Origin of the sequence: Niveispirillum sp., from assembly GCF_052437035.1 — a bacterium.
Classification (GTDB): domain Bacteria; phylum Pseudomonadota; class Alphaproteobacteria; order Azospirillales; family Azospirillaceae; genus Niveispirillum.
Genome location: NZ_JBQVOH010000003.1, coordinates 444,808 through 468,951 on the forward strand (window position 1 = coordinate 444,808; position 24,144 = coordinate 468,951).

Here is a 24,144-nt window from a genome sequence, read left to right on the forward strand (position 1 = left end):
TCAGCTTACGGTATCAAGGTTTTGTGCAAATCCTGATCCCTTTCCGATGATGACCATGGCGAATGACAAGATCGATGCGACCGACCAGCCGGAGATTGACCTGGGCCGACTGGGTGATTTCATCGGCTTCCGGCTGCGCCGTATCCAGAACCACCTGTCACGCAATTTCTCCGCCCGTAATGCGGAATGGAACCTTCGCTCCGGATTGTTCAGTTCGCTGGCCATAATCTCGGCAAACCCCGGGATTTCCCAGAACCTCCTATCGCGGGAGGTGGGGTTGGACAAGTCTGCGACGGTGCAGATTGTTGACGATCTGGAAAGCCGTGGCTGGGCTGAACGCCGCCGGTCCACGAATGATCGGCGCTATTATGAACTGGTGGTGACGCCGAAGGGACGGGACGCCCTGGACCAGTTATTCGCCAATCTGGAAGAGACGGAACGGGACGTGATGGCCCATCTGTCGGATGCGGAACGTGTCCTGCTGCTGGGTCTGCTGGATCAGGTCTATCAGCGCTGCTTCAAGGGCTAAGTCCTGACGTTATTTAGTTATGTTTCATCACTAAAATAAAAATGGCCAGGTGACTTTTGAGCCACCTGGCCTTTAACTCACTGATTGATTATGGCCGATAGCCTGTGTCGATCACCGCTGCGCCGCCGGCAATCCGGGATACGCAGGCACAAAGTTTCGATCCTTCACGTTTTTCCGATTCTGCCAGGAAAACATCGCGATGATCGATCTCTCCACTGTGATTCAGCACATCGACGGCACATAGCCCGCATTCACCGCGTCGGCAATCATGGATCATCGGAATGCCGGCATCGGCGAGCGCATCCAGCAGGGATTGGTCCGATGGTACAGTGACCTCACCGTCATATCCCACCACCCGGACGGTGAACGGTGTTTCGGTGAAACGACCTGTGTCGCCAAACACCTCATACCGGAACCGGCTGGTGGAGCGTCCCGACTTGGCCCAGGCGCGCTTTGCGGCCTCCAGCATCGGCAAGGGGCCGCAGATGTAAAGTTCACCATCGACCGACAGATCGGCGATGACCTTATCGAGATCGATCATCGCACCCTGATCCTGTGGATGTACAGCCAGCCGATCCCCCAGAAGGGTGCGCAACGGGTCAATGAAAGGCATCGCGGTCAGGCTCTGCCCCCCATATTCCATGCGTACTGACGCCCCCTGTGCCATCAACGCCTGCGCCATGCCATAGATCGGTGTCACCCCGATGCCCCCGGCCAGCAGCAGATAGTCCGGCGCGCGCCAGGACAGGTCGAACCGGTTCTCTGGCGTCGTTATCCGCACCTTGTCGCCCGGTTTTAGGCCGAACATGAAGCGCGATCCGCCCCGGCTGTTGGGATGCAGTTTAACCCCGACCGCGACATGGCCAGGGGCTGCGTCGGGCAAACAGGAATAGGTACGGATGGCATGGCCCGATCCGATGCTGGTCCGGATCGCGATATGTGAGCCTGGATCGAAAGCCGGAAGGGGAACCGCCGCCGCAAACTCAATCCGGCGTACCCCTTCGGCAATGTCATCAACACGTACGATGTCGGCGTCAAGCCAGACGGCATCATTCTTCATTCTGATTTCCTCCCTTATGGGATGGCTTAGCAAGCAACCAGGGCCAGGGCGGGGAAGCGGCGTAGGGCATCGCTGCCGCCCTCCATCACCTGTTCCAGGTTGCGCCGTGCCAACCGCGCATGTTCACGGGCCACGGCTTCGGCCCTGGCGCCTTCACGCAGACCGATCGCCTCCACCAAGGCGCGGTGCTGCGCCTGGGCAAGGACCAGTGAATGCGGCACGACTGTTGATCCGGGCTTGTCCAGAAAGGCGCTGGGCGATGCGAAAGGCAGGCGGGTGATCCTGTCGATCTCCCGCTCAATCGTCTCGCTACCCGATAGGCCGGACAGAAGCGCATGGAACTCCGCATTCAGCGCCGTATAACGGTCCAATGGCGGGTTTGCCATATCACTGACCATCACGGCGTCGATACCGTCCAGTACCCGGTTGATGGCGATCATCCGCCTTGGCTCAACGCCCCGCTCCGCCGCCAAGCGTGCGGCGGTACCTTCCAGCACGCCGCGCAACTCAATGGCGTCGATGGCCTCGTCCATCGTGAAACGGCGCGGGATATGGCCACCGGATGGCACACGCTCCAGCAGCCCTTCCTGTTCCAGCCGGGCCAGCGCCGCGCGGATCGGTGTACGGGAGATACCCAGCCTTTCCGCCAGCCCCGGTTCCGACAGCCTTTCCCCCGGTTCCACATCGCCGCGCAGAATCAGATCGCGGATGCCGGCCAGGGCACGCACCGTCTGTGCGGCGTCCTTGTTGTAGCTCATGCTTCCCGTCCCTATTCTGCGGCGGCGGACAGGGTGGGGCGGTTTTCCTTCTCGACCATCCGGTCGATCAGGCGGCGGGCCCACATCGACCCGGCGTCGATATTCAGATTGTAGAAAATATGACCCGGATTATCGTCGATGGCCCGCTGCTGCGCCTCCAGGATCTGTTCATCCTCCCGGAAGATGCCGGCCACGCCTTCCCTGATCTTATGGGTGCGGGCCTGATTGTGGATGTCGAAATTCCGCGCGAACGCCCAGAAATAGTGACAGGTCGTTTCCGTTTCGGGCGTCAGACAGTTGATGACGCGTCCATCCACGCCCTTTGACCGGTCACCCTCCGGAGCGCCCGTGCCGGTGGGCGCCACACCAACCTCGATAATGATGGTGGAGGGGGCCGTGAAATTGATGATCTGCCAGCGGTCGACATGATCCTTGCGGCCCAGATTATCGGCCCAGAAGGGCGGCGCCTCGATATCCACCATCCAGCGGGTGATGGTGGCTGTGGTGTCCGAATGGGTCGCCGTGAAGGGCGCCTCCGCAACGGCATGATTGCCGATGGAACTGCCATGCACGAAGGTCTCATGCGTCAGATCCATCAGATTATCGACCACCAGCCGATAATCACACTTGGCATGGATGACCTTGCCATCGGCGGCCCAGGTCGGATCATTGTTCCAATGGATGTCCGGGATCAGGGCAGGGTCAGCCAGGGACGGGTCACCCGGCCAGATCCACAGAAACCGGTAACGCTCCACCAGCGGATAGCTTTTCACACAGGCCGAGGGGTTGATGGTCTGTTGAGACGGCATGTATACACATCGCCCGGTATCATCATAGGCCAGACCGTGATAGCCGCAAATAACGCGGTCTTCCTCCAGCCGCCCCAGCGACAGGGGCAGCAACCGGTGCCAGCAGGCATCGGCCAGGGCAACCGCAGAGCCGTCCAGCTTTCGATAGAGAACCACCTGTTTGCCGCAGATTGTCCGGGGGAGAAGCTTGCGCCCAACCTCCACATCATAAGCCGCCACATACCATGCGTTCAGGGGAAAACTTGCAGCCATCGGTCACCCTCCCATTATTATGTTTCATAATCTAAATACCTGTATACAGATAATCAGATTATGAGTCGATGGCTAATCGAGGAAACTTTTGGCAAAACTGTGGGGATGGGGCGCATTCAGGCATGGTTGGGCCGCGCACGGCGCCTAACCGACTGCATCACCAAATTTTATCTGATCGGGTTGACCGGGTTCAGTCCAACAACCGGCGCAACGCCGTCAAATCCATCAGGATTTCCGATAGAATCTCACGCACTTCCGGCGACAGGGACTGTTTGGTCCGCCGCTTGGTGGCGGCCTTCTTTTCCAGGGGAGGGGACTCATCCTCCTCATCCCCTTGCGTCGCAAGCAGGGCCAACTCTTCGGCCGAATTGTCGTCACCCGCCTCGTCATCATCGAAAAGGCTTGGCATGCGGGTTCCGGGCGGGGGAAGCCCGGCAAGGCCCCGCGACTCGCGCAACAGTTTTTGTACGCCCTTGATGGTGTAGCCATCCTGATACAGCAGCGATTGGATACGCCGTAGCAGTTCCACATCGTCGGGACGATAATAGCGCCGGCCACCACCACGCTTCAGCGGCTTGATCTGGGGAAACTTGGTTTCCCAGAACCGCAGGACATGCTGTGGTACCTCAAGATCGACGGAAACCTCGCTGATGGTGCGGAAGGCCGAGGCGGATTTCGACGCCACGGACTTGGATCGCGCACCTTCGCTGGTTTCCTCGATCATCGACAGGATCAGCCTTTCGCGCCGTCTTCAAACCGCTCATTGATGCGGCTTTTCAGGACGTGGGACGCGCGGAAGACCAGGACCCGGCGCGGCAGGATCGGCACTTCCTCACCCGTCTTCGGGTTGCGGCCAATGCGCTGCCCCTTCGACCGGACAGCAAAGCTGCCGAAGGAAGAGATCTTGACCATGTCGCCATTGGCCAATGCGTCGGAAATCTCATTCAGGACGCTTTCCACCAGATCGGCAGATTCGTTCCTGGACAGCCCGACTTCCTGATAGACGGCCTCGCTCAACTGCGCGCGGGTGACAGTTTCGGTCATGTTCGTCCTCCCCGGTTATCAGGGAATGACGGTACTTGGACCGGAGAAATCCGTCAATTCAGATGGTTGGCGGGAAATGCTGATCTCACACCGCAGAAATGCGGGGGCAGGGAGGATCAGAAGCGGACCAACGCCCCGCCCCAGGTGAAACCGCCACCCATGGCTTCCAGCAGCATGAGGTCGCCACGCTTGATGCGACCATCGGCCACTGCCTCCGCCAGGGCCAGCGGAATGCTGGCGGCGGATGTATTTCCATGATGATCCACCGTAATCACCACACGCTCTGCCGGCAGTTTCAACTTGCGGCCGGTGCCCTCGATGATGCGGCGGTTGGCCTGATGCGGGACCAGCCAGTCGATGGCATCCGCCGTCAGGCCATTGGCGGCCAGCGCTTCCTTGACCACATCGGCCAAGTTTACGACCGCATGCTTAAACACTTCCTGCCCGCGCATGCGGACATGGCCCACAGTCTGCGTGCTGGACGGGCCACCATCGACATAAAGCAGGTCATGGTGATTGCCATCGGAATGTAGATGCGTGGAGAGGATGCCCTGATCTTCCGACGTGCCGGCACCATTGGTAGCGCGCAGCACCACAGCACCCGCCCCGTCCCCGAACAGCACACAGGTGGTGCGGTCGTTCCAGTCCAGGATGCGGGAGAAGGTTTCGGCGCCGATGACCAGAACCGTCCTGGCCTGACCGGCCTTGATGAAATTGTCAGCCACCGACAGTGCATAGATGAAGCCGGAGCATACGGCCTGCACGTCGAACGCCGCCCCCCGCGTCATGCCCAGGCGGGCCTGAACCTTCACGGCGGTGGCCGGAAAGGTGTTGTCCGGCGTCGCGGTGGCCAGAACAATCAGATCCAACTCATCCGCTGTTACGCCGGCATGCGCCATGGCTGCAAGTGCGGCGTTATAGGCAAGGTCGGAAGTCAGTTCGCCATCCGCCGCGATATGGCGCGACTTGATGCCCGTCCGTTCCGTAATCCATTCGTCAGAGGTGTCGACGACCTGCGCCAGATCGGCATTCGTCATCACCTTTGCGGGCAGATAAGACCCGCAACCCAGGATCACAGACCGGATGGCCATTACTGCACCGCCGTTTCGCTGCCCGTTGCGCTTACGTCCTTGACCTGATCAGCCGTGGCCGCAGCATTCAATGCCGCTTGCAGCACCGCTAACTGGTCGCGGATATTCTCGTTGAAACCGTGATTGGCCATATTGGCAGCCACAGCGATGGCGTTTGAAAATCCGACGGCGTCCGTGCCGCCATGGCTTTTCACGCAGATGCCGCGCAGCCCGAGGAACATCGCACCATTATAGCGGCGCGGATCCATCCGCTGACGCAGCTTGTTGAAAGCGCCCGACGCTAGAACATAACCAAGCTTGGCCAGAAGTGACGACCGGAAGGTCCGCTTCAAGAATTCGGCATAAAGCTTTGCCGTGCCTTCCGCCGTCTTCAGGGCAACATTTCCCGTAAAGCCGTCGGTCACCACGACATCGACCGTGCCCAACGCCAGATCGTTGCCTTCAATGAAGCCATGAAAGTAAGGGGCGAGCGGCGTGGCGCGCAGAGCGGCTGCGGCCTCACGAATCTGCTCATGCCCCTTCTGTTCTTCTGACCCGACATTGAGCAGGCCGATGGTCGGGTTCAGCAGGCCCAGAACGGTCCGGCTAAACACCGTACCCATCACGGCGAACTGCACCAGATTGTCGGCGTCGCATTCCAGGTTCGCACCCAGATCCAGCATCACCAACTCCCCCCGCTGTGTGGGCAGGATGGATGCGATGGCTGGTCGGTCGATGCCCGGCAGGGTCTTCAGCACGAATTTGGCAATGGCCATCAGCGCGCCGGTATTTCCGGCGGAGACCACGCATGCAGCATCACCGGCAGCGACGGCATCAATAGCCAACCGCATGCTGGAATTGCGCCCAGCACGAAGCGCCACCGACGGCTTGGCATCCATCGCCACGAAGTCAGGCGTATGCTTGACCGTGGAAATAAGATTCAAGGCCGGATGGCGCTCTAGCAGGGCGCTGATGCGCGCTTCGTCACCGACGAAGAGGAAATCGACGTTAGGGCAACGCTCACGGGCAAGGTCGGCGCCGGCGACGACCATGTCAGGAGCATGGTCGCCACCCATGGCGTCCAAGGCGATGCGCAGGCGCGTTGTCACTTCCGTTCGACGTCCCTATAACCCGCGAAAACCTGGACCGGTCCGGCTATCAGGCAGCAGCCGGGGCGGTCGCGGTCACTTCGCGGCTGTCATAGTGGCCGCAGGAGCCGCAGACGTGGTGCGGGCGCTTCAGCTCACCGCAATTGCCGCATTCGTTGTAGGCGGCGGCGGTCAAGCCATCGTGCGAACGGCGCATGTTGCGCTTCGACTTGGAGGTCTTCTTCTTAGGAACGGCCATGATCGTAACTCACAATGTTTTAAGGCGACCGCTAGGGCCGCCCGGACAGAGGCGCTTGAATACTGGATATGGTGTGCGAGGGCAAGTACGAAACCGGATCAAGAGGGCTTCTTTAAGCGGGACAGGGCCGCAAAAGGGTTCTGGCGGGGCGGTTCCGGGGGTGTGTCCTCGGTCAGCGATAGAGTATCGGGACCGACATCCTCCAGAATCGGGGTGAATTCGACCCCTTCCTTGCGTGGATAGGGCTCCAGTGCCAGCGACAGGTTCTGTGCTACCAACTCGCCAATATCGATCCGGCCACCCGGCATCGCTTCGGGGAAGTCCTCGTCACTGCCCAGATACTGGAAATGATCGCTCTCACCATCCTCTTCCTCCTTGGGGATCAGATGCTCGGGGGCGAAAAGGGCAGAGAATTCCTCCTTAACGTGCGCGGGCACTGGCTCAAGGGTCACAACGCAGCGCTGGACCACGTCCGCCTCCAACTCCCCCGTCACCTTTACGAAGTCCGACCGCACGCGGCGCAGGCGCAGCTTTGCGGTCAGTCCGGACACGGACAGAAGATCGAATCGTTCAGCGAGCGCGGCACATTCCGCGTCTGTCGCCTTCACAACCTCGAACCCGCCTGCTGTCGTCACCTTGTCGGCGATGATGATGCGGGACAGTTCGGGCAAGGGGGCCGTCATAGGGAGAATCCTTCAGGTAAGATATGTATAATATAAGGACAAGCCTCCGATCAGGTCGAGGCGAACTCCAACTCGCCGGACAGTAGCCTGTCGATGGGGAAGGTCTCCAGATGCGCCAGTTGCCGGCGCGTATAGTCGGCCATCACCTTCACATGCGCCGGGTCGGGCAGGGTGGAGCCATAAAGATTGCGGTCCAGAGCCGATTCCAGGACCGAAGAGTCATCCTTCGCCGCCATGCCCGCATCATAGGCGCCGACGCGTCCATAATAATGGCTGGCCAGATCCTTGACCTTGTCGCCAACCTTCATGTCGCCCGCACCCAGTTCGCGCAGGTTAAAATCCAGGTCGGCGAACATGAAATCGAACAGGGCCTGATTGAACTCCGCCGTCGCCGTGCCGCCCATGGCCAACCGGCGCATGACCAGCCAGGCATGCAAGCATACGGATTCGAACCGTCCCTCCAGCGTATCGGGCACACCGCGTTCGCTGAAAAATACGGGCAGGCGCGACTGGGCCACAATGGCGCCATAGAGGGCGGCAATGGTGCGTTCACGCCGGGGGCGTTGGAACAGGCGGCTGAACAAGACGTGCCTTCTCCCATGGCTGGCAGGCTGCGGACATTGACATTGCGCCAAGGCCGGTGCCAATGTCACCGGCCAGATAGGGGGCGGCGGCCCCGTCGTCAAGCCATGGTGCGTGCCTGAAAGGGTTCTCACTAGGTAAGAATGACAAATCGCCGCTGGTAGCGGGGCATTTGCCCCGTGCATTGTCCGGCACCACGCCGTTGGTCACATCCAAGGTTCGAGAGACGTCACGTTGATGCGCAAGACCCAAGCTACCGCCCTGCTGACCTTCGGCCTTTTGGGCCTTGCTCTCACCGGCTGCAGCCCCATCATCGCCCAGCGCGGCAATCTGGTGGAAGATACCCGTCTGGCCCAGATCCAGACCGGTCAGACGACGCGCGAACAGGTCCAGTATGTGCTGGGCACACCGACCTCCACCGGTGTCGTGGACGGCTCCACCTGGTACTATATCGGTCGGCGCACCGAGCAGACCGCCTTCCTGGACCCGGAGGTCACGGCCCAGCGCATCATCCGCGTCCGTTTCGATGAGGGCGGGACGGTGCAAGAAATCAAGGAATTGGATGGCGCCGCAGAGGCAGCCTATGTCGAACCCGTCGCCCGCGTCACCCCGACCGTCGGCCACGACCTGAACTTCTTCGAACAGCTGCTGGGCAACCTGTCCAAGCCATCGCGTAAGAAGAAGGACGACAAGAAAAAGAAGAAATAAGCAGTTGCCGGGTTGCCGGGTTGCCGGGTTGCCGTGTGGCAGCAGGGGACCAAACAAGACGCCGCATGTGGGAGTACCCCGCATGCGGCGTTTTTTGCTTTTACGCTTATACGTTCAACAACAGGTTCTCACGCTCCCAGCTGCTGATCACGCGCTGATAGGCGTCATACTCGGCCTGCTTCACAGAGCTGACGGCGGATACGAACCGGTCCCCAAGAACTTCCTTCAACGGCTTGCAGCTGTTGAACTTATTCAGGGCATCGCCCTGGTGGCGGGGCAGAGAGAACGCCAGCCGATGGGCTGAACCCTTGACCGGGTCGGACGGCTCCAGCTCCTGCGTCATGCCGATATAGCCGCAGGCCAGCGACGCGGCGAGCGCCAGGTACGGATTGGCATCGGCGCCGGCCACACGGTTCTCCACACGCCGCGCCTCCGGCGGGCTGACCGGCACGCGGAAGCCGGTGGTGCGGTTGTCGCGGCCCCAATGCACATTGATCGGCGCGTCCGACCCCTGCACCAGACGGCGGTAGGAGTTCACATTCGGCGCCAGAAGCGGCATCGCATAGGGCAGGTACTTCTGCAGCCCAGCGATGAAGCTCATGAACAGCGGCGTGTCAGACCCGTCCGCATTGGCGAACAGGTTGACGCCCGTCTTGGCATCCACCAGTGACTGGTGGACATGCATGGCGCTGCCCGGCTCATTCTGCATGGGCTTGGCCATGAAGGTCGCATAGACCTGATGCCGGATCGCCGCCTCGCGCACCGTGCGCTTGAACAGGAAGACCTGATCGGCCAGTTCCAGCGCCTCGCCATGGTTGAAGTTGATCTCGATCTGGGCGGCGCCGGCCTCGTGGCTCATCGTGTCCACGTCGATTTCCTGCTTCTCGCAGAAATCGTAGACATCCTCGAAGATCGGATCGAATTCGTTGACGGCGTCGATGCCATAGGCCTGACGCCCGCTTTCCTGCCGGCCTGAACGACCGACGGGGGGGACCAGCGGGTAGTCCGGGTCCTTGTTGACCGCAACCAGGAAAAATTCCAGTTCGGGTGCCACAATGGGCTTCCACCCGCGCGCCTCATACAGGGCCAGCACACGCTTCAGCACGGAACGCGGGGAGATATCGACGGTCGTTCCGTCGGCATAAAAACAGTCGCAGATGACCTGGGCGGTAGGTTCATTGTACCAGGGCACGACGCGGACGGTGGCAGGATCGGGCGTCATATAGACATCCCAGTTCTCCACGCTTGTCACATCCTCGTCTTCCGGGTATTCGCCCGTAACGGTCTGGATGAAAATGGATTCGGGCAGGCGCAGGCCCCGGTCCCGCAGAATGCGCAGGAATTTTTCAGCAGGCACGATCTTGCCACGGGCGATGCCGGCCATGTCCGGCACCAGACATTCAACTTCGGTGATCCGCCGTGAACGGATGAATTCTTCCAATGTACTCATGATGACGCCACGGGTTGGCGGCCCAGATGCACCCGTCGCAGCCGAACGCTTGTCCGGCCTTCGGGGCTGGGAAATGGTGCTACGCCCGCAGCCCTCCACGTTGTTTCGGATGGATCAGTATAGGCAGAGGGCAGGGGGGGCAGGCAAGCCAGGATCGGCAGCTTTCAATAGAAACTGATATCCCGGCCCAAACCGGCAAAACGCATGCAGGTATCAAGATGGATCGTCTGCCCCGTGATCACCGGGCTTTCCAGCAGATGAATGCAGGCCTTGGCGAGAGGATCGGCTCCAGGCTCACCACCCGTCCGTACTTCTCTGCAAACAGCCGGCATGAAACCGGGAGCGATGGCATTCACGCGCAGACGCGGCGCACCGGCCCGTGCCAGCATATCTCCCAGCCCTGCAAGCGCATATTGGGAGAGCGTGTAGCTCATTCGGTCGCCATGCTGGTTGGTCATATCCTGATCCAGGATATTAACGATGGCGCCCGTCACCCCATCGGGCAGCTGCGCCAGCAGGGACTGTGCCAGCAAAGCCGGAGCCACGGCGTTGGGCAGGTAATGAGCCAGCATCCGCTCTGCGGTCAGGGTCGTGATGTCATCCCATTCAAAGATGGAGGCGCTGTTGACCAGGGCGGTCAGGGGCCGCCCCAATGCCTTTGCCGCATCGGCCACCACGCCCGACATCTGTGCAGGATCGGTCAGATCGGCGGCGATGGCGGCGGCGCGTACCCCCCTGGCCCGGATGGCATCCACCGTCGCCGCGACCTTCGGCGCATCTGTACAGTAATGGATCGCCACATCCATACCGGCACCTGCACAGGCCAATGCCATGGCTGCCCCCAAACAGCGCGCGCCCTCGGTGATCAGAACGGCATGCGGCGATGTCATCAGGGGCGCTCCAGATCGATTTGGCAGGCAAAGCCGGTATCGGCGGGACTGGCCACACTGATCTTCTGCGTCACGATGCGGTCATCGAAAGCGAAGATGAAGCGGCCCAGCGTGCGGGCAACCCCTTCGGCATCGACAAATGGGCCATTGTCGCAGAACGGACCCAGGATATGCCGCACGATCTGTGAATAATCGACGGTCATGGAGATATCGTCTGGGTCGCCTGTGAACGGCCCTGTAACGCTGGTGCCCAGGCGCAGATTAATGCGGCAGTCCAGATCGCCCACACGCCCCGCCACCGGCAGCATCACTGCCACCTCGCGCACCAGAATCTGGAAATGGGGAGATGGGATCATGGCTACGCCCGACGCCTCGACAAAATGACATGCCGGGCTAATATCAGCCCGGCAGTGAAAGAGGAACAGGCTGATGGATCGACCCTGGCAAAAGATCGGAAACATCGCGTGAAAGGTGAGCTGTTCCAACTGTCCGACATGTCGCTGACTTACCCCAATGGCACCTGCGCCCTGGAAGGCGTCGATCTCTCGGTGGCGGAGGGGGAGTTTGTGTCGCTGCTGGGCCCCAGCGGATGCGGCAAGAGCACCATACTGCGGCTGGTTGCCGGGCTGATGGAACCCACGGGCGGGCGGCTGAACTGGCTGCGACCGGTGGCGCGGGGGGATATCGGATTTGTATTTCAGGAATCGACCCTGATGCCCTGGGCACGCATCATCGACAATGTCCGTCTGCCGCTGGACTTGGCCGGGGTGCCGAAGGGGGAGGGGAATGACCGGGCCGCTGACGGTCTGGCCCGCGTCGGCCTGGGTGATTTTCAGAAGGCCTTTCCCGCCGAAATGTCGGGCGGCATGAAGATGAGGGCGTCGCTGGCCCGCGCCCTGGTCACCAACCCGCGCCTGCTGCTGCTGGATGAACCGTTCGCCGCACTAGATGAGATCACGCGGCTGAAACTGAACGATGATCTGCTGTCGCTGTGGTATGCGCAGCGCTTTACGGCACTGTTTGTGACGCATTCGGTGTTTGAAAGCGTCTATCTGTCGGGCCGTATCGCCATCATCGGTCCCCGGCCCGGGCGTGTCGTGGCAGAGGTGCCAGTGCCGCTGACCTTTCCACGCGATCTGTCGGTGCGAACGGGCACCGACTATGGCGCCATCTGCCGTGATGTATCTGACCGGCTACATGCCGCAATGGGGTTGGCGGCATGAACGGGGTCTGGGCACGGCGCCTTTTGCCGCCGCTGGTGGGGGTGCTGTTTCTCCTGGGCTGGGAAACCGCGGTCAGCGCCTGGGACATTCCGCCCTTCGTTCTGCCGCCGCCGACTGCTGTGGCCCATGCGCTATGGAACGATGCGCCGCTGCTGCTGCAATCAAGCTGGATCACCCTGATCATCACGGTTCAGGCATTCCTGCTGGCCCTTACCAGCGGAGTGGCGCTGGCGGTACTGTTCAAACAGTCCCGCACGCTGGAGGCAGCATTATACCCCTATGCCGTGATCCTTCAGGTAACGCCCATCGTGGCCATCGCACCACTGGTCGTCATCTGGGTCGGGTATGAACGGGTGAACCTCGCGTTGCTGGTCCTCGCCTGGATCGTGGCCTTTTTCCCTGTCCTGTCGAACAGCACGGCGGGCCTAGCCGCCGTTGATCCCAACCTGCGTGACCTGTTCCGGCTATATGGGGCCAGCCGCTGGCAGATGCTGTGGCGTCTGCAGCTCCCATCGGCACTGCCCTACATTCTGGCTGGGGCCAAGATTTCCGGCGGTCTGGCCTTGATCGGGGCCGTGGTGGCGGAGTTTGTGGCTGGGTCAGGTACGGCGACGGGGCTTGCCTGGCGAGTGATCGAGGCGGGTAACCGCCTGAACATGCCGCGCCTGTTCGCGGCCCTGGTCCTGCTCTCCCTCTTGGGAATCCTGATCTTCGCCCTGTTGACCTGGGTACAGCGCCTGCTGCTGCGCCGCTGGCATCCGGGCGGGGGGGAATAGGTCACGCGATACAGCCATTGGTGACACATCGTTCACGGGCTGTTGACCCACCCTGTCCGGTAATGTCAATTGGCGGGGTGCGTCGTCGTTCGATGCGGCGCACCATGGGCCAGGAACGTGCAGACCGGAACCTTAAGCGCCAATTGGGAAGAGAATCAGTTCGTGCTGGCAGCGTCCGGCCGCTGGGACATTGCGTCCGCCGAGCGGCTGGGACCGATGCTGCGCGACCGCATGCCTGGACGCAAGGGCACGCCCGTCTGTCTTGACCTCTCTGGCCTGACGGCCCTGGATACTGCCGGCGCTTTGCTGCTTGACCGGCTGATCAAGCGGTTGCGGGGGCAGGGCCATGTCGTGGCAGTTGTCGGCGCCCGATCCGACCTTTGTGCCCTTCTGAAGGATGTGCAACGGGCAGCGGCGGGTGCAGAGCCGAAAACCCCTGCACCCGCCGAAAAGCGGCCCGCCTTTCCGTTGGCGGACCGTGTCGGACGCGCAACGATCGGCATCTGGCAGGATATCCTGTCGATGCTGAACTTCCTGGGTCTGGTCACCGTTACGGCTGTCCGGCTGCTGCGCACGCCAAACCGTATCCGGCTGAAGCCCCTGTTTTTCCACCTGGAGCAAGTGGGGCTGAACGCGCTGCCCATCGTGGGCCTACTCTCCTTCCTGATCGGTATCGTTCTGGCCTATCAGGGGGCGGATCAGCTGCGTCGTTTCGGTGCCGAAATCTATGTCGTTAACCTGCTGGGCATTGGTGTCCTGCGGGAAATCGGCATCCTGATGACCTCCATCATCGTGGCGGGCCGTTCCGGTTCCGCCTTCACGGCCCAGATCGGGACCATGAAGGTGAACCAGGAGGTGGATGCCATGCGTACCCTGGGCCTGGACCCGGTGGAGATGCTGGTGCTGCCGCGCATGCTGGCGCTGCTGATCGCCCTGCCGCTGATCGGATTCTTCGCCAATATGGTGGCGCTGGCTGGTGGTGCCGTGATGGCCTATGTCTATCTCGACATCAATTTCGGGCAGTTTGCCCGTCAGTTGCAGATCGCCGTCAGTACCACCACCTTGTTCGTGGGCCTGATCAAGGCCCCGGTCTTCGCGGTGGTCATCGCCTTGGTCGGCTGCTACGAAGGGCTTCGCGTTAGCGGGTCGGCGGAAAGCGTCGGCCTTCTGACGACCCGTTCCGTTGTCGTATCGATCTTCTTGGTGATCGTTCTGGACGCCATCTTCTCCATCCTTTTCTCCTATATCGGGATCTGACATGGCGGCGCCCGTCATCCGTGTCCGGGGTCTCAAGACGCGCTTCGGCCAGCAGGTCGTGCATGATGGCGTCGACCTGGATGTCAGCAAGGGGGAGGTGATCGGCCTTGTCGGCGGTTCCGGCACGGGTAAATCCGTGCTGCTGCGGGAGATTGTGGGCCTGATGGTTCCGTCCGCCGGCAAGATCGAAGTGTTGGGCAAGGATACGGAAAATCTGTCGGAGTCCGAAAGACTATCTTTGCAAGCCCGTTGGGGTATGCTGTTCCAGGATGGCGCGCTGTTCAGCTCGCTAACCGTTCTGGAGAATATCAAGGTCCCTTTGAAGGAACATACCAAACTGCCGCCCGACCTGATCGATGAGATTGCGCGGGTAAAGGTGGCGATGGTGGGCCTGCCGCCCGATGCGGGGGATAAGTATCCGTCGCAATTGTCGGGCGGCATGCGCAAGCGGGCTGGCTTGGCCCGGGCGCTGGCCATGGACCCGGAGATCCTGTTCCTGGACGAACCCACGGCGGGCCTGGACCCGATCGGGGCGACGGCCTTTGACGAGTTGATCGGGTCTCTGCAAAAAAGCCTGGGCCTGACCGTTTTCATGGTGACCCATGATCTGGACAGCCTCTATGCCATTTGTGATCGCATCGCTGTCCTGGTGGACAAGAAGCTGGTGATCGGTACGATTGACGAACTGTTGCGCCAGGAACATCCCTGGATACGTGACTATTTTCATGGGCCCCGCGGTCGGGCGGCCAGTGCGGCGAAAGGGAGTTAGGGCATGGAAACACGGGCCAATTATACGGCTGTCGGTGCCTTCGTCCTGGCGCTGGCGGCGGCGGTGTTCGTCTTCGTCATCTGGCTGGCCAAGGTGCAATTCGACAAGGCGATCCAGCCCTATTACATCATGGTCACCGGCACTGTGACGGGGCTGGTGGAAGGCGGACCTGTGCGTTATCGCGGCGTCAATGTCGGCACGGTCAGCGATATCCGCATCAATCCCGACAATGTCGAGGAAGTGCGCCTGACCATTGAGGTGCCGGAGGATACGCCCATCAAGACCGATGCCATCGCATCGCTGGAACCGGTGGGTGTTACAGGTGGCGTCTATGTGGAAATCCAAGGGGGCAGCAAGGACGCGCCCCTGCTGCGTGAGAAGGTCAGCGGCATCCCCGTGATCCCGTCGCGCCCCAGTTCTATCGCCGCCGTGCTGTCCAAGGCGCCAGAGGTTCTGGAGAATCTGATGAAGATCTCCAACCGGTTGACCCTGCTGCTGAACGACGATAATCAGAAATCCATCGGCACCTTGCTGGCCAATCTGGCGCAGGCGTCGGGCAATGCCAATGATACAATGCGTAACGCCAACCTGCTGATCGTCGATCTGCGCCGGCAGGCCGACACGCTCAGCAAGCAGGCGGAAGTGTTAATGGCAACCGCCAACGACACTGTCGGCAAGGTCGGGCGCGACACCACCGTCATCACGGCGGAATTGGCCAAGACCAGCAAGGAAATCAACAAGCTGTCAGCGTCGCTGGCCGGCATGATCGAGGAAAACCGGGAACCGATCCGTGATTTCACGGCCACCGGCCTTTATGATCTGTCGCAGCTGCTGATCCATCTGCAGGACCTGACCAACAATCTCAGCCGCGTTTCCCGCCGGCTGGAGCGCGATCCGACCGATCTTCTGTTCGGCGGCAACAGCGGAGTGAAAGCGGAATGACCGACAAGCCCCTGAACCGCCGCCGCCTGCTGGCCTTGGCCTCCCTGATGCCGCTGGCCGCCTGTTCGCCGGCCTCCCTGCTGACGGGTGGCAAGGTGCAGAAAGTCTATGTGCTGACCCCGGCGCGGGAATTTACCGCCGGTCTGGCCCGTGCCCCATGGCAGTTGCTGGTGGAAACGCCGCTGGCCAACGCTGCCATCGACACGCCGCGCATCGTGTTGGGCGAGACCTCCAACCGCATGACCTACTATTCGGGCGCCAGTTGGGCCGATACCGGGCCTGACATGATGCAGACCCTGCTGGTTGAAAGTTTTGAGAACAGCCGGCGTATCGTGTCCGTCGGGGTGGAACGCTCGGGCCTACGCGCTGATTTCATCCTGAAAACGGACCTGCGCGATTTCCACGCCAACTACAAGGGCCACGACCCCAGCGATACCGCGCCAGAAGCGACGGTACGCATCAATGCCAAGCTGGTGCGCATGCCCCGCCGCAATATTGTGGCGGGCGACACGTTCGAATCCACCGTCCGCGCCGCCAGCCCGGCCCTGGATGACATCATCAAGGCCTTTGATCAGGCGACGGGTGCCGTCCTGCGGCGTATCGTCGAATGGACGCTGCAGCAGGGCATGGCCAATGTCGATGTCTATCCGCTGGCCTGGGCCGCAGAGCCTGCCGCTTACCGTTGATCCGGGATTACGCTGTTGATTCGTTTTGCTTCACTGGTCGTCGTCACCTTGGCGTTCACCGGTTCCGCCCTGGCCCAGGCACCGGCCACAAAGCCGCTGGTTATCGCCAGCGGGGTTGTCACGGGCCTCTATTATCCCGTCGCCGGCGCAATCTGTCGGCAGGTCAATCAGGAGAAGGCCCGCCATGGCCTGCGTTGCCTGGTGGAGGCCACTGAAGGTCCGGTTCAGAACCTGACGGCATTGCGTGCGGGCGAGGTTGATCTGGCGGTGGTCCAGTCGGACTGGCAGGCCGCCGCCGTGCGGGGTGATGGGCGGTTTTCCAGTGCCGGACCGTTCAAGGAATTGCGCGCCGTTGCCAGCCTGCATGCCGAAACGGTGACCCTGCTTGTCCGGCCTGACGCGGAAATCGACGACTTGTCGAAACTGACGGGCAAGCGCGTGAACCTGGGCCCACGCGGCTCCGCCCTGCGCAATCTTTCGCAGCAGGTGGTGGACGCCTCCGGTCTGCGCATCAGCGACGATGCCGGTCAGGCACCGGACGCGGCACTGGCCGCCCTTTGTGCGGGGCAGTTGGATGCCGCTTTCTTTGCCGTTGGCCATCCCAATGCCGCAGTTCAGCAGGCAACCTCCACCTGCGGTGCAGTAGCGCTTCCCATTGCCGGTCAGGGCATCGACAAGCTGCTGGCCGGCCGCAAGGACCTGACCCGCACCAGCATTCCGGCCAATCTCTATCCCGGTGTACAGGAGGATGTGGCGACCATTGGCGTGGCCGCCACGCTGGTTACCCGCGCCGACGTGCCCGACGCGGTGATCGCAGAGGTCGTGCGCGTCCTTTTGGAGGAACGACCGGATCTGGTGGATCAGCATCCGGTTTTCAGCACGGTACCAGCCGATGGTATGGGGGACCGGGGCCGGACCGCGCCGCTACACCCGGCTGCCGAGAAGGCTTTTGCCGCCAGCGGACCTGCCAAGCCCTGATCCCAACGATTCGTTGAAGGCCGGCATACATGGGCGTGCGGGGCAAGGCGATTGGTGCAAGGAGCCAAGGCAAGACCTATCCTTCAGGATGGTGGAGTTACGCCGCCTTGCGTGGCACGAGTGGATTGTTTCGGTCTGTTCTTGATTTTGGCGTTCGCAATTGGCAGCGCCCTGCACTAAATGTTAAAGAAACAGGTGCGATGCGACCCTGTCGGCCGTTGGCCGGTGGCTCAGTCGCATGGTCGTCCCAGGGAGGGTTTGTTCAACCCATGTCCGACATGTTGACCACGCAGGATGTTCAGCGGCTGCTGACCGATCCTTCTCCCACGACCCGCGCCGAAATGGCCGGGAAGGTCGCGCAGCATTTCGCCGCGCCCAACCTTTCCGCGTCCGAGCGGGTGCTGGCGGAGGATATCGTGCGCATCATGGCGCGCGACGTCGCCACGCGTGTACGGTCCGCCCTGGCCGAAAGCCTGAAATCCAACGCCACCATCCCGCGCGATATCGCCATGTCCATGGCCCGCGATGTGGAGGAGGTGTCGCTGCCCTTCATTGAGGTGTCGACGGTCCTGACCGACGATGATCTGGTGGAGATCATCCGTTCCGGTTCCTCGGAAAAGCAGACTGCCGTCGCCAAGCGGCCCAATGTCACCGAGTCCGTTGCCGATGCCCTGGTGGAACGCGGCAGCGAGAAGGCGGTCGCCACCCTGATGGCGAACGATACTGCCGCCATTGCCGACAGCGCGATGGTCAAGGCGCTGGACCGGTTCCCGGACAGCGAGGTTGTGGCCGGTCCAATGGTCAACCGTGCCAAGTTGCCGGTCACGGTCGCGGAGCGTCTGGTTGCACTGGTGTCGGAACAGCTGCGCGAACGGCTGGTCGCCAAGCATGAACTGCCCAACGATATCGCCGCCGATATCGTGATCCAGACCCGCGAGAAGGCGACCTATGGCCTTGTCGGCGGCGCCGGTGATGCGGATCTGGAAAAGCTGGTGGTGCAGTTGCGCCGCAGCCACCGCCTGACCCCGTCGCTGCTGCTGCGGGCGCTGTGCATGGGCGATGTGCCATTTTTTGAGATGGCGCTGTCGCAGCTGGGGCAGGTGCCGATCACCAATGCCCGCCTGCTGATCCACGATGCGGGCCGTCTGGGGCTGAAGTCCCTGTTCGACCGCACCGGTTTGCCGCCGAAGCTGTATCCCGCCCTGCGCATCGCGCTGGACGTGGCCAGCGAGACGGATTTCGATGGTCTGGACCATGATCTGGAGCGCCATCGCCGCCGGATGCTGGAACGCATCCTGACCCAGTTCGAGGAACTGGCCAGCGACGATGTCGATTACCTGCTGACGAAGCTGAGCGACCTGACGGCGGCGGCTTAATACTCGTCCCTCAGGCGCCGTGCGCCGCCATCCGGCGGCTTGGCTTGCGCAACCATTGGGGGCGCGGGCAGGCAGTCGCCGGCCTTCAGCAGCATGAGTCTAGATCTCATGCTGCTGGTATGATCTCCCCCGTCCTCCTCACCCCCGCAGATACCATTCCCATTCCAGCGGCGTGACACGCTGGTTGAACTTGGCCCGTTCGGCCCGTTTGGTGATGGCATAGGTATCCACAAACGCCTCGCCCAGCCAGCGGCGCAGCACGGTCGATCCCTGGAACAGGTCCAGGGCCTTGCCCCATTCATCTGGCAGGCGGGGGGCATCCGCCTCATAGGCATTGCCCTCCAGCGCCGGGCCGGGATCAATCTTGCCGTCCAGCCCGTGCAGAAGACCGGTCAACATGCCGGCCAGCACCAGATAGGGGTTCGCATCGGCGCCGGCGATGCGGTACTCGACCCGTCGGCTGTCCGGCCCGCCCGCAGGGATGCGCAGCGGGGCCGTACGGTTATTGACGCCCCAGGCAATGACGGTCGGGGCATAGGAGCCCGTCTGGAACCGGCGCCAGCTGTTCGCGCCGGGGGCCGCCAGTGCCATGCAGGCGGGCATGGTTTCTGCCATGCCGCCGATGGCATGGCGCAGCGCCTCGGACCCTTCCGGTGCCTCATCGGCAAAGATGTTACGGCCAACCTTGTCCAGCACGCTCATGTGGATATGCATGCCGCTGCTGGCCTGATCCGTGTAGGGTTTGGCCATGAAGCTCGCCTCATAGCCGTGCTTGTGGGCGACGCCGCGCACGGCCCGCTTGAACAGGACGGCATCGTCGGCGGCGCGCAGGGCGTCGGCGCGGTGGGACAGGGTAATCTCATACTGGCCCGGCCCATACTCGGCGATGGCGGTGCCGGCGGGAATGCCCTGGGCCTGCGCCGCCGCCGTGATCTCGTCCAGTACGTCGTCAAAATCCTCCAGCTCCGTCAGGCCATAGACCTGAGTCCGGTTCTGGGGCAGTCCGCTGCGCTTCGACACGGGCGGGGAGGGCGGGGCATCGGCTGCACGGTCGCGATCGAACAGATAGAATTCCAGTTCGATGGCGACCATGGGCGTCAGACCACGGCGCGACAACTCTGTCACCAGATTTTCGACCAGGGCACGCGGGGCGTAGGGGAAGGGTGACCCATCGCCATCACGCATCGACAGCATGATCTGGCCCAGCGGCTTCGCAGCCCACGGCACGGGCGTCAGGGTGCCGGTGACGGGCCGGCAGATGCGGTCCGGCACGCCCTTATTCACCGACATGCCCGTCTCTTCCACGGTATCGCCCGTGATATCGACGGCGAAGGTGCAGCCCGGAAAGGCCACGCCCTCCTTCCAGACCTTCGACAATTCGTCGATGGGCACGCGTTTGCCCCGAAACACCCCGCACAGATCGGGCAACAGCACATCCACCGCCGTGACGGCCGGATGCTGCTGCCGGAACATCTCGATCTCGCGGAACAGGTCGGGGCTGGTGGTCATTCCGGGGCTGGTCCCTTGGTGCTGTTGAAACAGCGGCATGGCACCAGGGGTGGGCGCCTGTGTCAAGGCGGGCGGGGAGCGTGGGTGCCCTGTCGCATTTGTAACCTTGCGGGCAGTCAGTGCCAGCTTGCTGTGTGCGGCCCCAGCGCGCATATAGAAAGATAGTTAAATTCGGCACGGGGCCGTCGCGCATGTTCAGGACCATCCGCTTTAAGCTGGCGGCGGCGTTTGCGGTGGCGGTGCTGGCCGCCGTGACAATCGGCATTGTGGCGGTGTTCGTGGTGCGGTCCACGGGTGATCTTGTCATCCGCATGTACGATCAACCCCTGCAGGCCATCAACTATGCAAGGTTGGCGCAGACCAATTTCGTGACGCTGGACCTGATGGTGGACCGCGCCCTGAAATCACCCAACGGTCTGCCCGAAACTTTCCGCGAAGACCTGGAAATCAATGACGAGGATTTCCTGGCCAGCCTTGCGGTGGCCGAAGAGCGCGGCCTGAACCCTGAAATTCGAAAATATGTCGCCCGCATCCGGGAACAGAATCAGGCCTGGATGGAGGCTGTCCGGAAACTGACGGACATGGCGGCCACGTCCCCCGACCATCGCGACGCCATGCAGGGTATGGAGGAACTGGGGGCGGGGATCATCAGCAACCTTGAGATTGTCACCCAGATGGCGGCGGAAGATGGCTACCGCTTCCGCCTGTCCGCGGAAGAGACGATCAAGAATGCGGCTGATCGCACGACATTCCTGATCGCGGCCCTGTTCACGCTGGTGGTGGGCATCACCATCGCCCTGATCCGCAACATCGTAACCCCGCTGAACCGCTTGACCCGCGCGACGATCCAACTGGCGGGTGGCGACATGGATGTCAGGGTGCCCCATACCAGCCGCCGGGACGAGATCGGCAGTGTCGCCGGTGCCCTTGGCGTGTTCAAAGGCGCAATGGAGGTCGTGCGCGAGGCACAGGAGAAGGCGGAAGCCGCCACCCGCGCCAAATCCGAGTTCCTGGCCATGATGAGCCATGAAATCCGCACCCCAATGAATGGGGTGCTGGGGCTCACCCGCCTGCTGCTGCGGTCGGGACTGAATGAGGAACAGGCCAAACTGGCCACGACCGTCCTGCAATCGGGTCAGTCGCTGCTGCGCATCCTGAACGACATCCTGGATTTCTCGAAGCTGGAGGCCGGGAAGGCCGATATCGAAATTCTGGATTTCGAGCTGTTGTCCCTGATCTCCGGCACCACCATGCTGATGCGCAACCGGGCGGAGGAAAAGGACCTCTGGCTGCGGGAGGAGGTGGACGGGCACCTGCCCTCCTACCTGAAGGGCGATCCCAACCGCCTGCGGCAGGTCATGCTGAACCTTGTCGGCAATGCCATCAAGTTCACGGAGTCGGGCGGTGTCACGCTGCGTGCCCGCGCTCTGGCCGAACCCGCCCGTCTGAGGGTGGAGGTGATGGATACCGGCATCGGCATCTCCGAAGCTTCGCGTGCCAAGCTGTTCGGCAGTTTCGTGCAGGCCGACAGTTCCATCACCCGCCGTTTCGGCGGCACCGGCCTGGGGCTTGCCATCTGCAAGAAGCTGGTGGAGGCCATGGGCGGCGCCATCGGCGTCGACAGCATCATGGGGCAGGGCAGCACCTTCTGGTTCGAAATTCCGTTGCTGGAAGGCAGTGCCGTCACCGGCGATCCGACGGGTGATTTCGATGGCCATGCCGTTCGCCCGCTGCGCGTGCTGGTCGCCGACGATAATGCCGTGAACCGCAAGGTTCTGGCCGGCGCGTTGGCCGAACATGGGCACATGGTCGTGTTTGCCGTGGATGGCGAACAGGCCGTGACCGCCGTACGTGACGCCGATCCGGCGCTGGACCTCGTCCTGATGGATGTGCACATGCCCCGCATGGACGGGATGAGCGCCGCCCGTGCCATCCGCGCCCTGCCAGGTCCGGCCTCACAGGTGACCATCGTTGCAGCCACGGCCAGCGTCGGCACCAACGGTATCCAGCGTTGCCTGGATGCCGGCATGAACGCCTATGTGTCTAAGCCCATCGATCCGGCCAACCTGTTCAAGGTGATTGAGCGCCTTTTCCCCGAAGGCAGTCTGAAAGAGAACCTGGGGGAAGGGCCCGATGCCGCCGCCTCCATGGATATTGAGATGGAAGAGGCCGGTGGAACGGCCAACGCACTGCTGACCGGGACAGAGCCTTTCGCACCGGAAATGCTGATGGAGATGGCCGACAGCATGGGCCCTGACATGGCGCTCGACCTGATCGACACATTCCTATCCATCCTGCCGGAGGTGGAACCCGACCTGTTCCCTGCCGATGGCGCACCGGTCCCGCATCAGGTGGGTGAGGTTGCGCATTCCCTGAAATCGGCTGCGGGCAGCCTTGGCATGGCCCAGGTCTACCGCACCGCCTCAGCCGTGGAACTGGCGGGACATCAGGGGGATGCCGACGCGCTGTTGTCGCTGCTGCCCACCCTGCGGCGGGATCTGGATGAGGGGCTGGCCTGGTTGCGGACCCAACGTGAGGCGTTCGAGGCCGCGATGGCGGAGGTCGGGTCATGATGGGCCTGCGTGATGGCAGCCGGCTGCGCGTATTGCTGGCCGAGGATAATGCGTTTGAGGCGCGGCTGATCGTTGGCGTATTGCGCCAGTTGGGTATTGGCAATGTGGACCATCATCGCGACGGGGCTGGCGCTATTGGTGCGGTCACGCCGGATGGAGTGCCCTTCGATCTTGTCATCTCTGACTGGAATATGCCGGAAAGCACGGGCCTTGACCTGCTGCGGCATGTGCGGGCCATCTGGCGGCATACACCCTTCCTGATGCTGACCGCCCATGCCACGGTTGACTTCGTCAGGCTGGCCAAGGCCAATGCCGTCGATGCCTATATGGTGAAACCCTTTTCCCCTCGCGATCTGGCCAGCCGGATCACACAGCTTGTCAGTCCCTGAAAAGACCGCGCCCATGCATAACCGTGATCACATCCCCGGCTTTGAGAAGCTGAACGTCCTGCTGGTGGAGGATAATGCCTTCGCCCAGCGGCTGGCACGTCAAGTGCTGCTGCAACTGGGTGTGCAGAACATCCATATCGTGGCGGACGGGAAAGCGGCGATCGAGGCGCTGGAAGAAAGCGAAATTCGCTTTGATCTGATCATTTCCGACTGGAACATGCCCAATGTGACCGGCCTTGAACTGCTCCAGCATGTGCGCAAAACCTGGGAGAACATGCCTTTCCTGATGCTGACCGGCAATCAAACGGTGGATTTCGTACAGGCCGCCCGTGCCAACCGGGTGGACGCCTATATCATAAAGCCATTCTCCCCCCTGCAGCTACGTCAGAAAATCTGCGCCATTTTCAACATCAAGGTCTGACGGCCTGATCTAATGGACTAATGACAGGCGGCCCATTTGACCTACCTTGTTCAATCGCGAAGG

General features: G+C 61.9%; 27 protein-coding genes. 13 read left to right on the forward strand and 14 right to left on the reverse strand.

Annotated elements, in window-relative coordinates; genetic code table 11:
* Positions 1-46: 46 nt before the first annotated feature.
* On the forward strand, positions 47-529 hold the full coding sequence (locus ACT6Q8_RS11085) for a MarR family winged helix-turn-helix transcriptional regulator (protein ID WP_054166517.1): 483 nt from the start codon (positions 47-49) through the stop codon (positions 527-529).
* An 88-nt stretch (positions 530-617) separates the two neighbouring features.
* Here the strand turns inward: ACT6Q8_RS11085 and ACT6Q8_RS11090 are convergent, their stop codons facing one another.
* From ACT6Q8_RS11090 to ACT6Q8_RS11135, 10 genes are all read right to left on the reverse strand, one after another.
* Positions 618-1,589, reverse strand: a complete 972-nt coding sequence (locus ACT6Q8_RS11090) for a PDR/VanB family oxidoreductase (RefSeq protein WP_444732182.1) — start codon at positions 1,587-1,589, stop codon at positions 618-620.
* Positions 1,590-1,615: 26 nt separating this feature from the next.
* A complete protein-coding gene (locus ACT6Q8_RS11095) occupies positions 1,616-2,347 on the reverse strand; it encodes a GntR family transcriptional regulator (RefSeq protein ID WP_054166519.1) in 732 nt (243 codons plus the stop codon).
* An 11-nt stretch (positions 2,348-2,358) separates the two neighbouring features.
* Positions 2,359-3,408, reverse strand: coding sequence for an aromatic ring-hydroxylating dioxygenase subunit alpha (locus tag ACT6Q8_RS11100; RefSeq protein ID WP_054166520.1), 1,050 nt, complete (start codon positions 3,406-3,408; stop codon positions 2,359-2,361).
* Positions 3,409-3,598: 190 nt separating this feature from the next.
* Positions 3,599-4,132 carry a MerR family transcriptional regulator gene (locus ACT6Q8_RS11105; protein ID WP_054166521.1) on the reverse strand — a complete coding sequence of 178 codons (534 nt, stop codon included), beginning with the start codon at positions 4,130-4,132 and terminating at the stop codon, positions 3,599-3,601.
* 8 nt (positions 4,133-4,140) lie between these two features.
* Entirely contained in the window at positions 4,141-4,452 is a 312-nt protein-coding gene (locus tag ACT6Q8_RS11110; protein ID WP_054166522.1) for an integration host factor subunit alpha, read from the reverse strand.
* A 116-nt stretch (positions 4,453-4,568) separates the two neighbouring features.
* Positions 4,569-5,543, reverse strand: a complete 975-nt coding sequence (locus ACT6Q8_RS11115) for a beta-ketoacyl-ACP synthase III (protein ID WP_444732181.1) — start codon at positions 5,541-5,543, stop codon at positions 4,569-4,571.
* Complete coding sequence (gene plsX, locus ACT6Q8_RS11120; protein WP_444732180.1) at positions 5,543-6,631, reverse strand: phosphate acyltransferase PlsX; 1,089 nt, start codon at positions 6,629-6,631, stop codon at positions 5,543-5,545. Before plsX ends, ACT6Q8_RS11115 begins: the two co-directional genes overlap by 1 nt.
* A 49-nt stretch (positions 6,632-6,680) precedes the next feature.
* Positions 6,681-6,869, reverse strand: a complete 189-nt coding sequence (gene rpmF, locus ACT6Q8_RS11125; protein ID WP_054166525.1) for a 50S ribosomal protein L32 — start codon at positions 6,867-6,869, stop codon at positions 6,681-6,683.
* 98 nt (positions 6,870-6,967) lie between these two features.
* Positions 6,968-7,552 (reverse strand): YceD family protein, encoded by a 585-nt coding sequence (locus tag ACT6Q8_RS11130; protein WP_444732179.1) that lies wholly within the window; start codon positions 7,550-7,552, stop codon positions 6,968-6,970.
* Positions 7,553-7,602: 50 nt separating this feature from the next.
* A complete protein-coding gene (locus ACT6Q8_RS11135; protein ID WP_444732178.1) occupies positions 7,603-8,136 on the reverse strand; it encodes a ubiquinol-cytochrome C chaperone family protein in 534 nt (177 codons plus the stop codon).
* A 235-nt stretch (positions 8,137-8,371) separates the two neighbouring features.
* Between ACT6Q8_RS11135 and ACT6Q8_RS11140 the strand changes: the two genes are divergently transcribed.
* Complete coding sequence (locus tag ACT6Q8_RS11140) at positions 8,372-8,842, forward strand: outer membrane protein assembly factor BamE (RefSeq protein WP_054166527.1); 471 nt, start codon at positions 8,372-8,374, stop codon at positions 8,840-8,842.
* Positions 8,843-8,948: 106 nt separating this feature from the next.
* Here the strand turns inward: ACT6Q8_RS11140 and ACT6Q8_RS11145 are convergent, their stop codons facing one another.
* The 3 genes from ACT6Q8_RS11145 to ACT6Q8_RS11155 all read right to left on the reverse strand — a co-directional run bounded on the left by ACT6Q8_RS11145 (position 8,949) and on the right by ACT6Q8_RS11155 (position 11,538).
* Entirely contained in the window at positions 8,949-10,292 is a 1,344-nt protein-coding gene (locus ACT6Q8_RS11145; RefSeq protein ID WP_444732177.1) for a glutamine synthetase family protein, read from the reverse strand.
* 164 nt (positions 10,293-10,456) lie between these two features.
* Positions 10,457-11,182: an SDR family NAD(P)-dependent oxidoreductase gene (locus ACT6Q8_RS11150; protein WP_444732176.1), complete on the reverse strand. Its 726-nt coding sequence runs from the start codon at positions 11,180-11,182 to the stop codon at positions 10,457-10,459.
* Positions 11,182-11,538: a hypothetical protein gene (locus ACT6Q8_RS11155; RefSeq protein WP_444732175.1), complete on the reverse strand. Its 357-nt coding sequence runs from the start codon at positions 11,536-11,538 to the stop codon at positions 11,182-11,184. The genes ACT6Q8_RS11150 and ACT6Q8_RS11155 overlap by 1 nt, the downstream gene beginning before the upstream one ends.
* A 108-nt stretch (positions 11,539-11,646) precedes the next feature.
* Here ACT6Q8_RS11155 and ACT6Q8_RS11160 point away from each other — a divergent pair, with 108 nt between their 5' ends.
* The 8 genes from ACT6Q8_RS11160 to ACT6Q8_RS11195 all read left to right on the forward strand — a co-directional run bounded on the left by ACT6Q8_RS11160 (position 11,647) and on the right by ACT6Q8_RS11195 (position 19,189).
* Positions 11,647-12,405, forward strand: coding sequence for an ABC transporter ATP-binding protein (locus tag ACT6Q8_RS11160; protein ID WP_444732174.1), 759 nt, complete (start codon positions 11,647-11,649; stop codon positions 12,403-12,405).
* Entirely contained in the window at positions 12,402-13,181 is a 780-nt protein-coding gene (locus tag ACT6Q8_RS11165; protein ID WP_444732173.1) for an ABC transporter permease, read from the forward strand. Before ACT6Q8_RS11160 ends, ACT6Q8_RS11165 begins: the two co-directional genes overlap by 4 nt.
* 117 nt (positions 13,182-13,298) lie before the next feature.
* Positions 13,299-14,438 (forward strand): ABC transporter permease, encoded by a 1,140-nt coding sequence (locus ACT6Q8_RS11170; RefSeq protein WP_444732172.1) that lies wholly within the window; start codon positions 13,299-13,301, stop codon positions 14,436-14,438.
* A 1-nt stretch (position 14,439) separates the two neighbouring features.
* A complete protein-coding gene (locus tag ACT6Q8_RS11175; protein WP_054166534.1) occupies positions 14,440-15,207 on the forward strand; it encodes an ABC transporter ATP-binding protein in 768 nt (255 codons plus the stop codon).
* A gap of 3 nt (positions 15,208-15,210) precedes the next feature.
* Positions 15,211-16,149 (forward strand): MlaD family protein, encoded by a 939-nt coding sequence (locus tag ACT6Q8_RS11180; RefSeq protein WP_444732171.1) that lies wholly within the window; start codon positions 15,211-15,213, stop codon positions 16,147-16,149.
* Positions 16,146-16,835 (forward strand): ABC-type transport auxiliary lipoprotein family protein, encoded by a 690-nt coding sequence (locus ACT6Q8_RS11185; RefSeq protein ID WP_054166536.1) that lies wholly within the window; start codon positions 16,146-16,148, stop codon positions 16,833-16,835. The genes ACT6Q8_RS11180 and ACT6Q8_RS11185 overlap by 4 nt, the downstream gene beginning before the upstream one ends.
* Positions 16,836-16,850: 15 nt before the next feature.
* Positions 16,851-17,813: a TAXI family TRAP transporter solute-binding subunit gene (locus ACT6Q8_RS11190; RefSeq protein ID WP_054166537.1), complete on the forward strand. Its 963-nt coding sequence runs from the start codon at positions 16,851-16,853 to the stop codon at positions 17,811-17,813.
* A gap of 269 nt (positions 17,814-18,082) precedes the next feature.
* Positions 18,083-19,189 carry a DUF2336 domain-containing protein gene (locus ACT6Q8_RS11195; RefSeq protein WP_054166538.1) on the forward strand — a complete coding sequence of 369 codons (1,107 nt, stop codon included), beginning with the start codon at positions 18,083-18,085 and terminating at the stop codon, positions 19,187-19,189.
* A 138-nt stretch (positions 19,190-19,327) separates the two neighbouring features.
* Here the strand turns inward: ACT6Q8_RS11195 and ACT6Q8_RS11200 are convergent, their stop codons facing one another.
* Positions 19,328-20,698 carry a glutamine synthetase family protein gene (locus ACT6Q8_RS11200; protein ID WP_444732170.1) on the reverse strand — a complete coding sequence of 457 codons (1,371 nt, stop codon included), beginning with the start codon at positions 20,696-20,698 and terminating at the stop codon, positions 19,328-19,330.
* A 191-nt stretch (positions 20,699-20,889) separates the two neighbouring features.
* Between ACT6Q8_RS11200 and ACT6Q8_RS11205 the strand changes: the two genes are divergently transcribed.
* From ACT6Q8_RS11205 to ACT6Q8_RS11215, 3 genes are read left to right on the forward strand one after another with little or no spacing between them, the layout of a single operon-like run.
* A complete protein-coding gene (locus tag ACT6Q8_RS11205) occupies positions 20,890-23,271 on the forward strand; it encodes an ATP-binding protein (RefSeq protein WP_444732169.1) in 2,382 nt (793 codons plus the stop codon).
* Complete coding sequence (locus tag ACT6Q8_RS11210) at positions 23,268-23,660, forward strand: response regulator (RefSeq protein ID WP_054166541.1); 393 nt, start codon at positions 23,268-23,270, stop codon at positions 23,658-23,660. The genes ACT6Q8_RS11205 and ACT6Q8_RS11210 overlap by 4 nt, the downstream gene beginning before the upstream one ends.
* 13 nt (positions 23,661-23,673) lie before the next feature.
* Positions 23,674-24,081 (forward strand): response regulator, encoded by a 408-nt coding sequence (locus ACT6Q8_RS11215; RefSeq protein WP_054166542.1) that lies wholly within the window; start codon positions 23,674-23,676, stop codon positions 24,079-24,081.
* Positions 24,082-24,144: the final 63 nt, after the last annotated feature.

What these genes read in the sequence shown, in the direction of transcription:
- ACT6Q8_RS11140 (WP_054166527.1), top strand. Translation starts at nt 8,372, where the DNA reads ATGCGCAAGACCCAAGCTACCGCCCTGCTGACCTTCGGCCTTTTGGGC.
- ACT6Q8_RS11215 (WP_054166542.1), top strand. Translation starts at nt 23,674, where the DNA reads ATGCATAACCGTGATCACATCCCCGGCTTTGAGAAGCTGAACGTCCTG.
- ACT6Q8_RS11210 (WP_054166541.1), top strand. Translation starts at nt 23,268, where the DNA reads ATGATGGGCCTGCGTGATGGCAGCCGGCTGCGCGTATTGCTGGCCGAG.
- ACT6Q8_RS11165 (WP_444732173.1), top strand. Translation starts at nt 12,402, where the DNA reads ATGAACGGGGTCTGGGCACGGCGCCTTTTGCCGCCGCTGGTGGGGGTG.
- ACT6Q8_RS11095 (WP_054166519.1), bottom strand. Translation starts at nt 2,347, where the DNA reads ATGAGCTACAACAAGGACGCCGCACAGACGGTGCGTGCCCTGGCCGGC.
- rpmF (WP_054166525.1), bottom strand. Translation starts at nt 6,869, where the DNA reads ATGGCCGTTCCTAAGAAGAAGACCTCCAAGTCGAAGCGCAACATGCGC.
- ACT6Q8_RS11150 (WP_444732176.1), bottom strand. Translation starts at nt 11,182, where the DNA reads ATGACATCGCCGCATGCCGTTCTGATCACCGAGGGCGCGCGCTGTTTG.
- ACT6Q8_RS11085 (WP_054166517.1), top strand. Translation starts at nt 47, where the DNA reads ATGATGACCATGGCGAATGACAAGATCGATGCGACCGACCAGCCGGAG.
- ACT6Q8_RS11205 (WP_444732169.1), top strand. Translation starts at nt 20,890, where the DNA reads ATGTTCAGGACCATCCGCTTTAAGCTGGCGGCGGCGTTTGCGGTGGCG.
- ACT6Q8_RS11145 (WP_444732177.1), bottom strand. Translation starts at nt 10,292, where the DNA reads ATGAGTACATTGGAAGAATTCATCCGTTCACGGCGGATCACCGAAGTT.
- ACT6Q8_RS11155 (WP_444732175.1), bottom strand. Translation starts at nt 11,538, where the DNA reads ATGATCCCATCTCCCCATTTCCAGATTCTGGTGCGCGAGGTGGCAGTG.
- ACT6Q8_RS11105 (WP_054166521.1), bottom strand. Translation starts at nt 4,132, where the DNA reads ATGATCGAGGAAACCAGCGAAGGTGCGCGATCCAAGTCCGTGGCGTCG.
- ACT6Q8_RS11200 (WP_444732170.1), bottom strand. Translation starts at nt 20,698, where the DNA reads ATGACCACCAGCCCCGACCTGTTCCGCGAGATCGAGATGTTCCGGCAG.
- ACT6Q8_RS11115 (WP_444732181.1), bottom strand. Translation starts at nt 5,543, where the DNA reads ATGGCCATCCGGTCTGTGATCCTGGGTTGCGGGTCTTATCTGCCCGCA.
- ACT6Q8_RS11180 (WP_444732171.1), top strand. Translation starts at nt 15,211, where the DNA reads ATGGAAACACGGGCCAATTATACGGCTGTCGGTGCCTTCGTCCTGGCG.
- ACT6Q8_RS11175 (WP_054166534.1), top strand. Translation starts at nt 14,440, where the DNA reads ATGGCGGCGCCCGTCATCCGTGTCCGGGGTCTCAAGACGCGCTTCGGC.
- ACT6Q8_RS11090 (WP_444732182.1), bottom strand. Translation starts at nt 1,589, where the DNA reads ATGAAGAATGATGCCGTCTGGCTTGACGCCGACATCGTACGTGTTGAT.
- ACT6Q8_RS11100 (WP_054166520.1), bottom strand. Translation starts at nt 3,408, where the DNA reads ATGGCTGCAAGTTTTCCCCTGAACGCATGGTATGTGGCGGCTTATGAT.
- ACT6Q8_RS11185 (WP_054166536.1), top strand. Translation starts at nt 16,146, where the DNA reads ATGACCGACAAGCCCCTGAACCGCCGCCGCCTGCTGGCCTTGGCCTCC.
- ACT6Q8_RS11195 (WP_054166538.1), top strand. Translation starts at nt 18,083, where the DNA reads ATGTCCGACATGTTGACCACGCAGGATGTTCAGCGGCTGCTGACCGAT.
- ACT6Q8_RS11110 (WP_054166522.1), bottom strand. Translation starts at nt 4,452, where the DNA reads ATGACCGAAACTGTCACCCGCGCGCAGTTGAGCGAGGCCGTCTATCAG.
- ACT6Q8_RS11130 (WP_444732179.1), bottom strand. Translation starts at nt 7,552, where the DNA reads ATGACGGCCCCCTTGCCCGAACTGTCCCGCATCATCATCGCCGACAAG.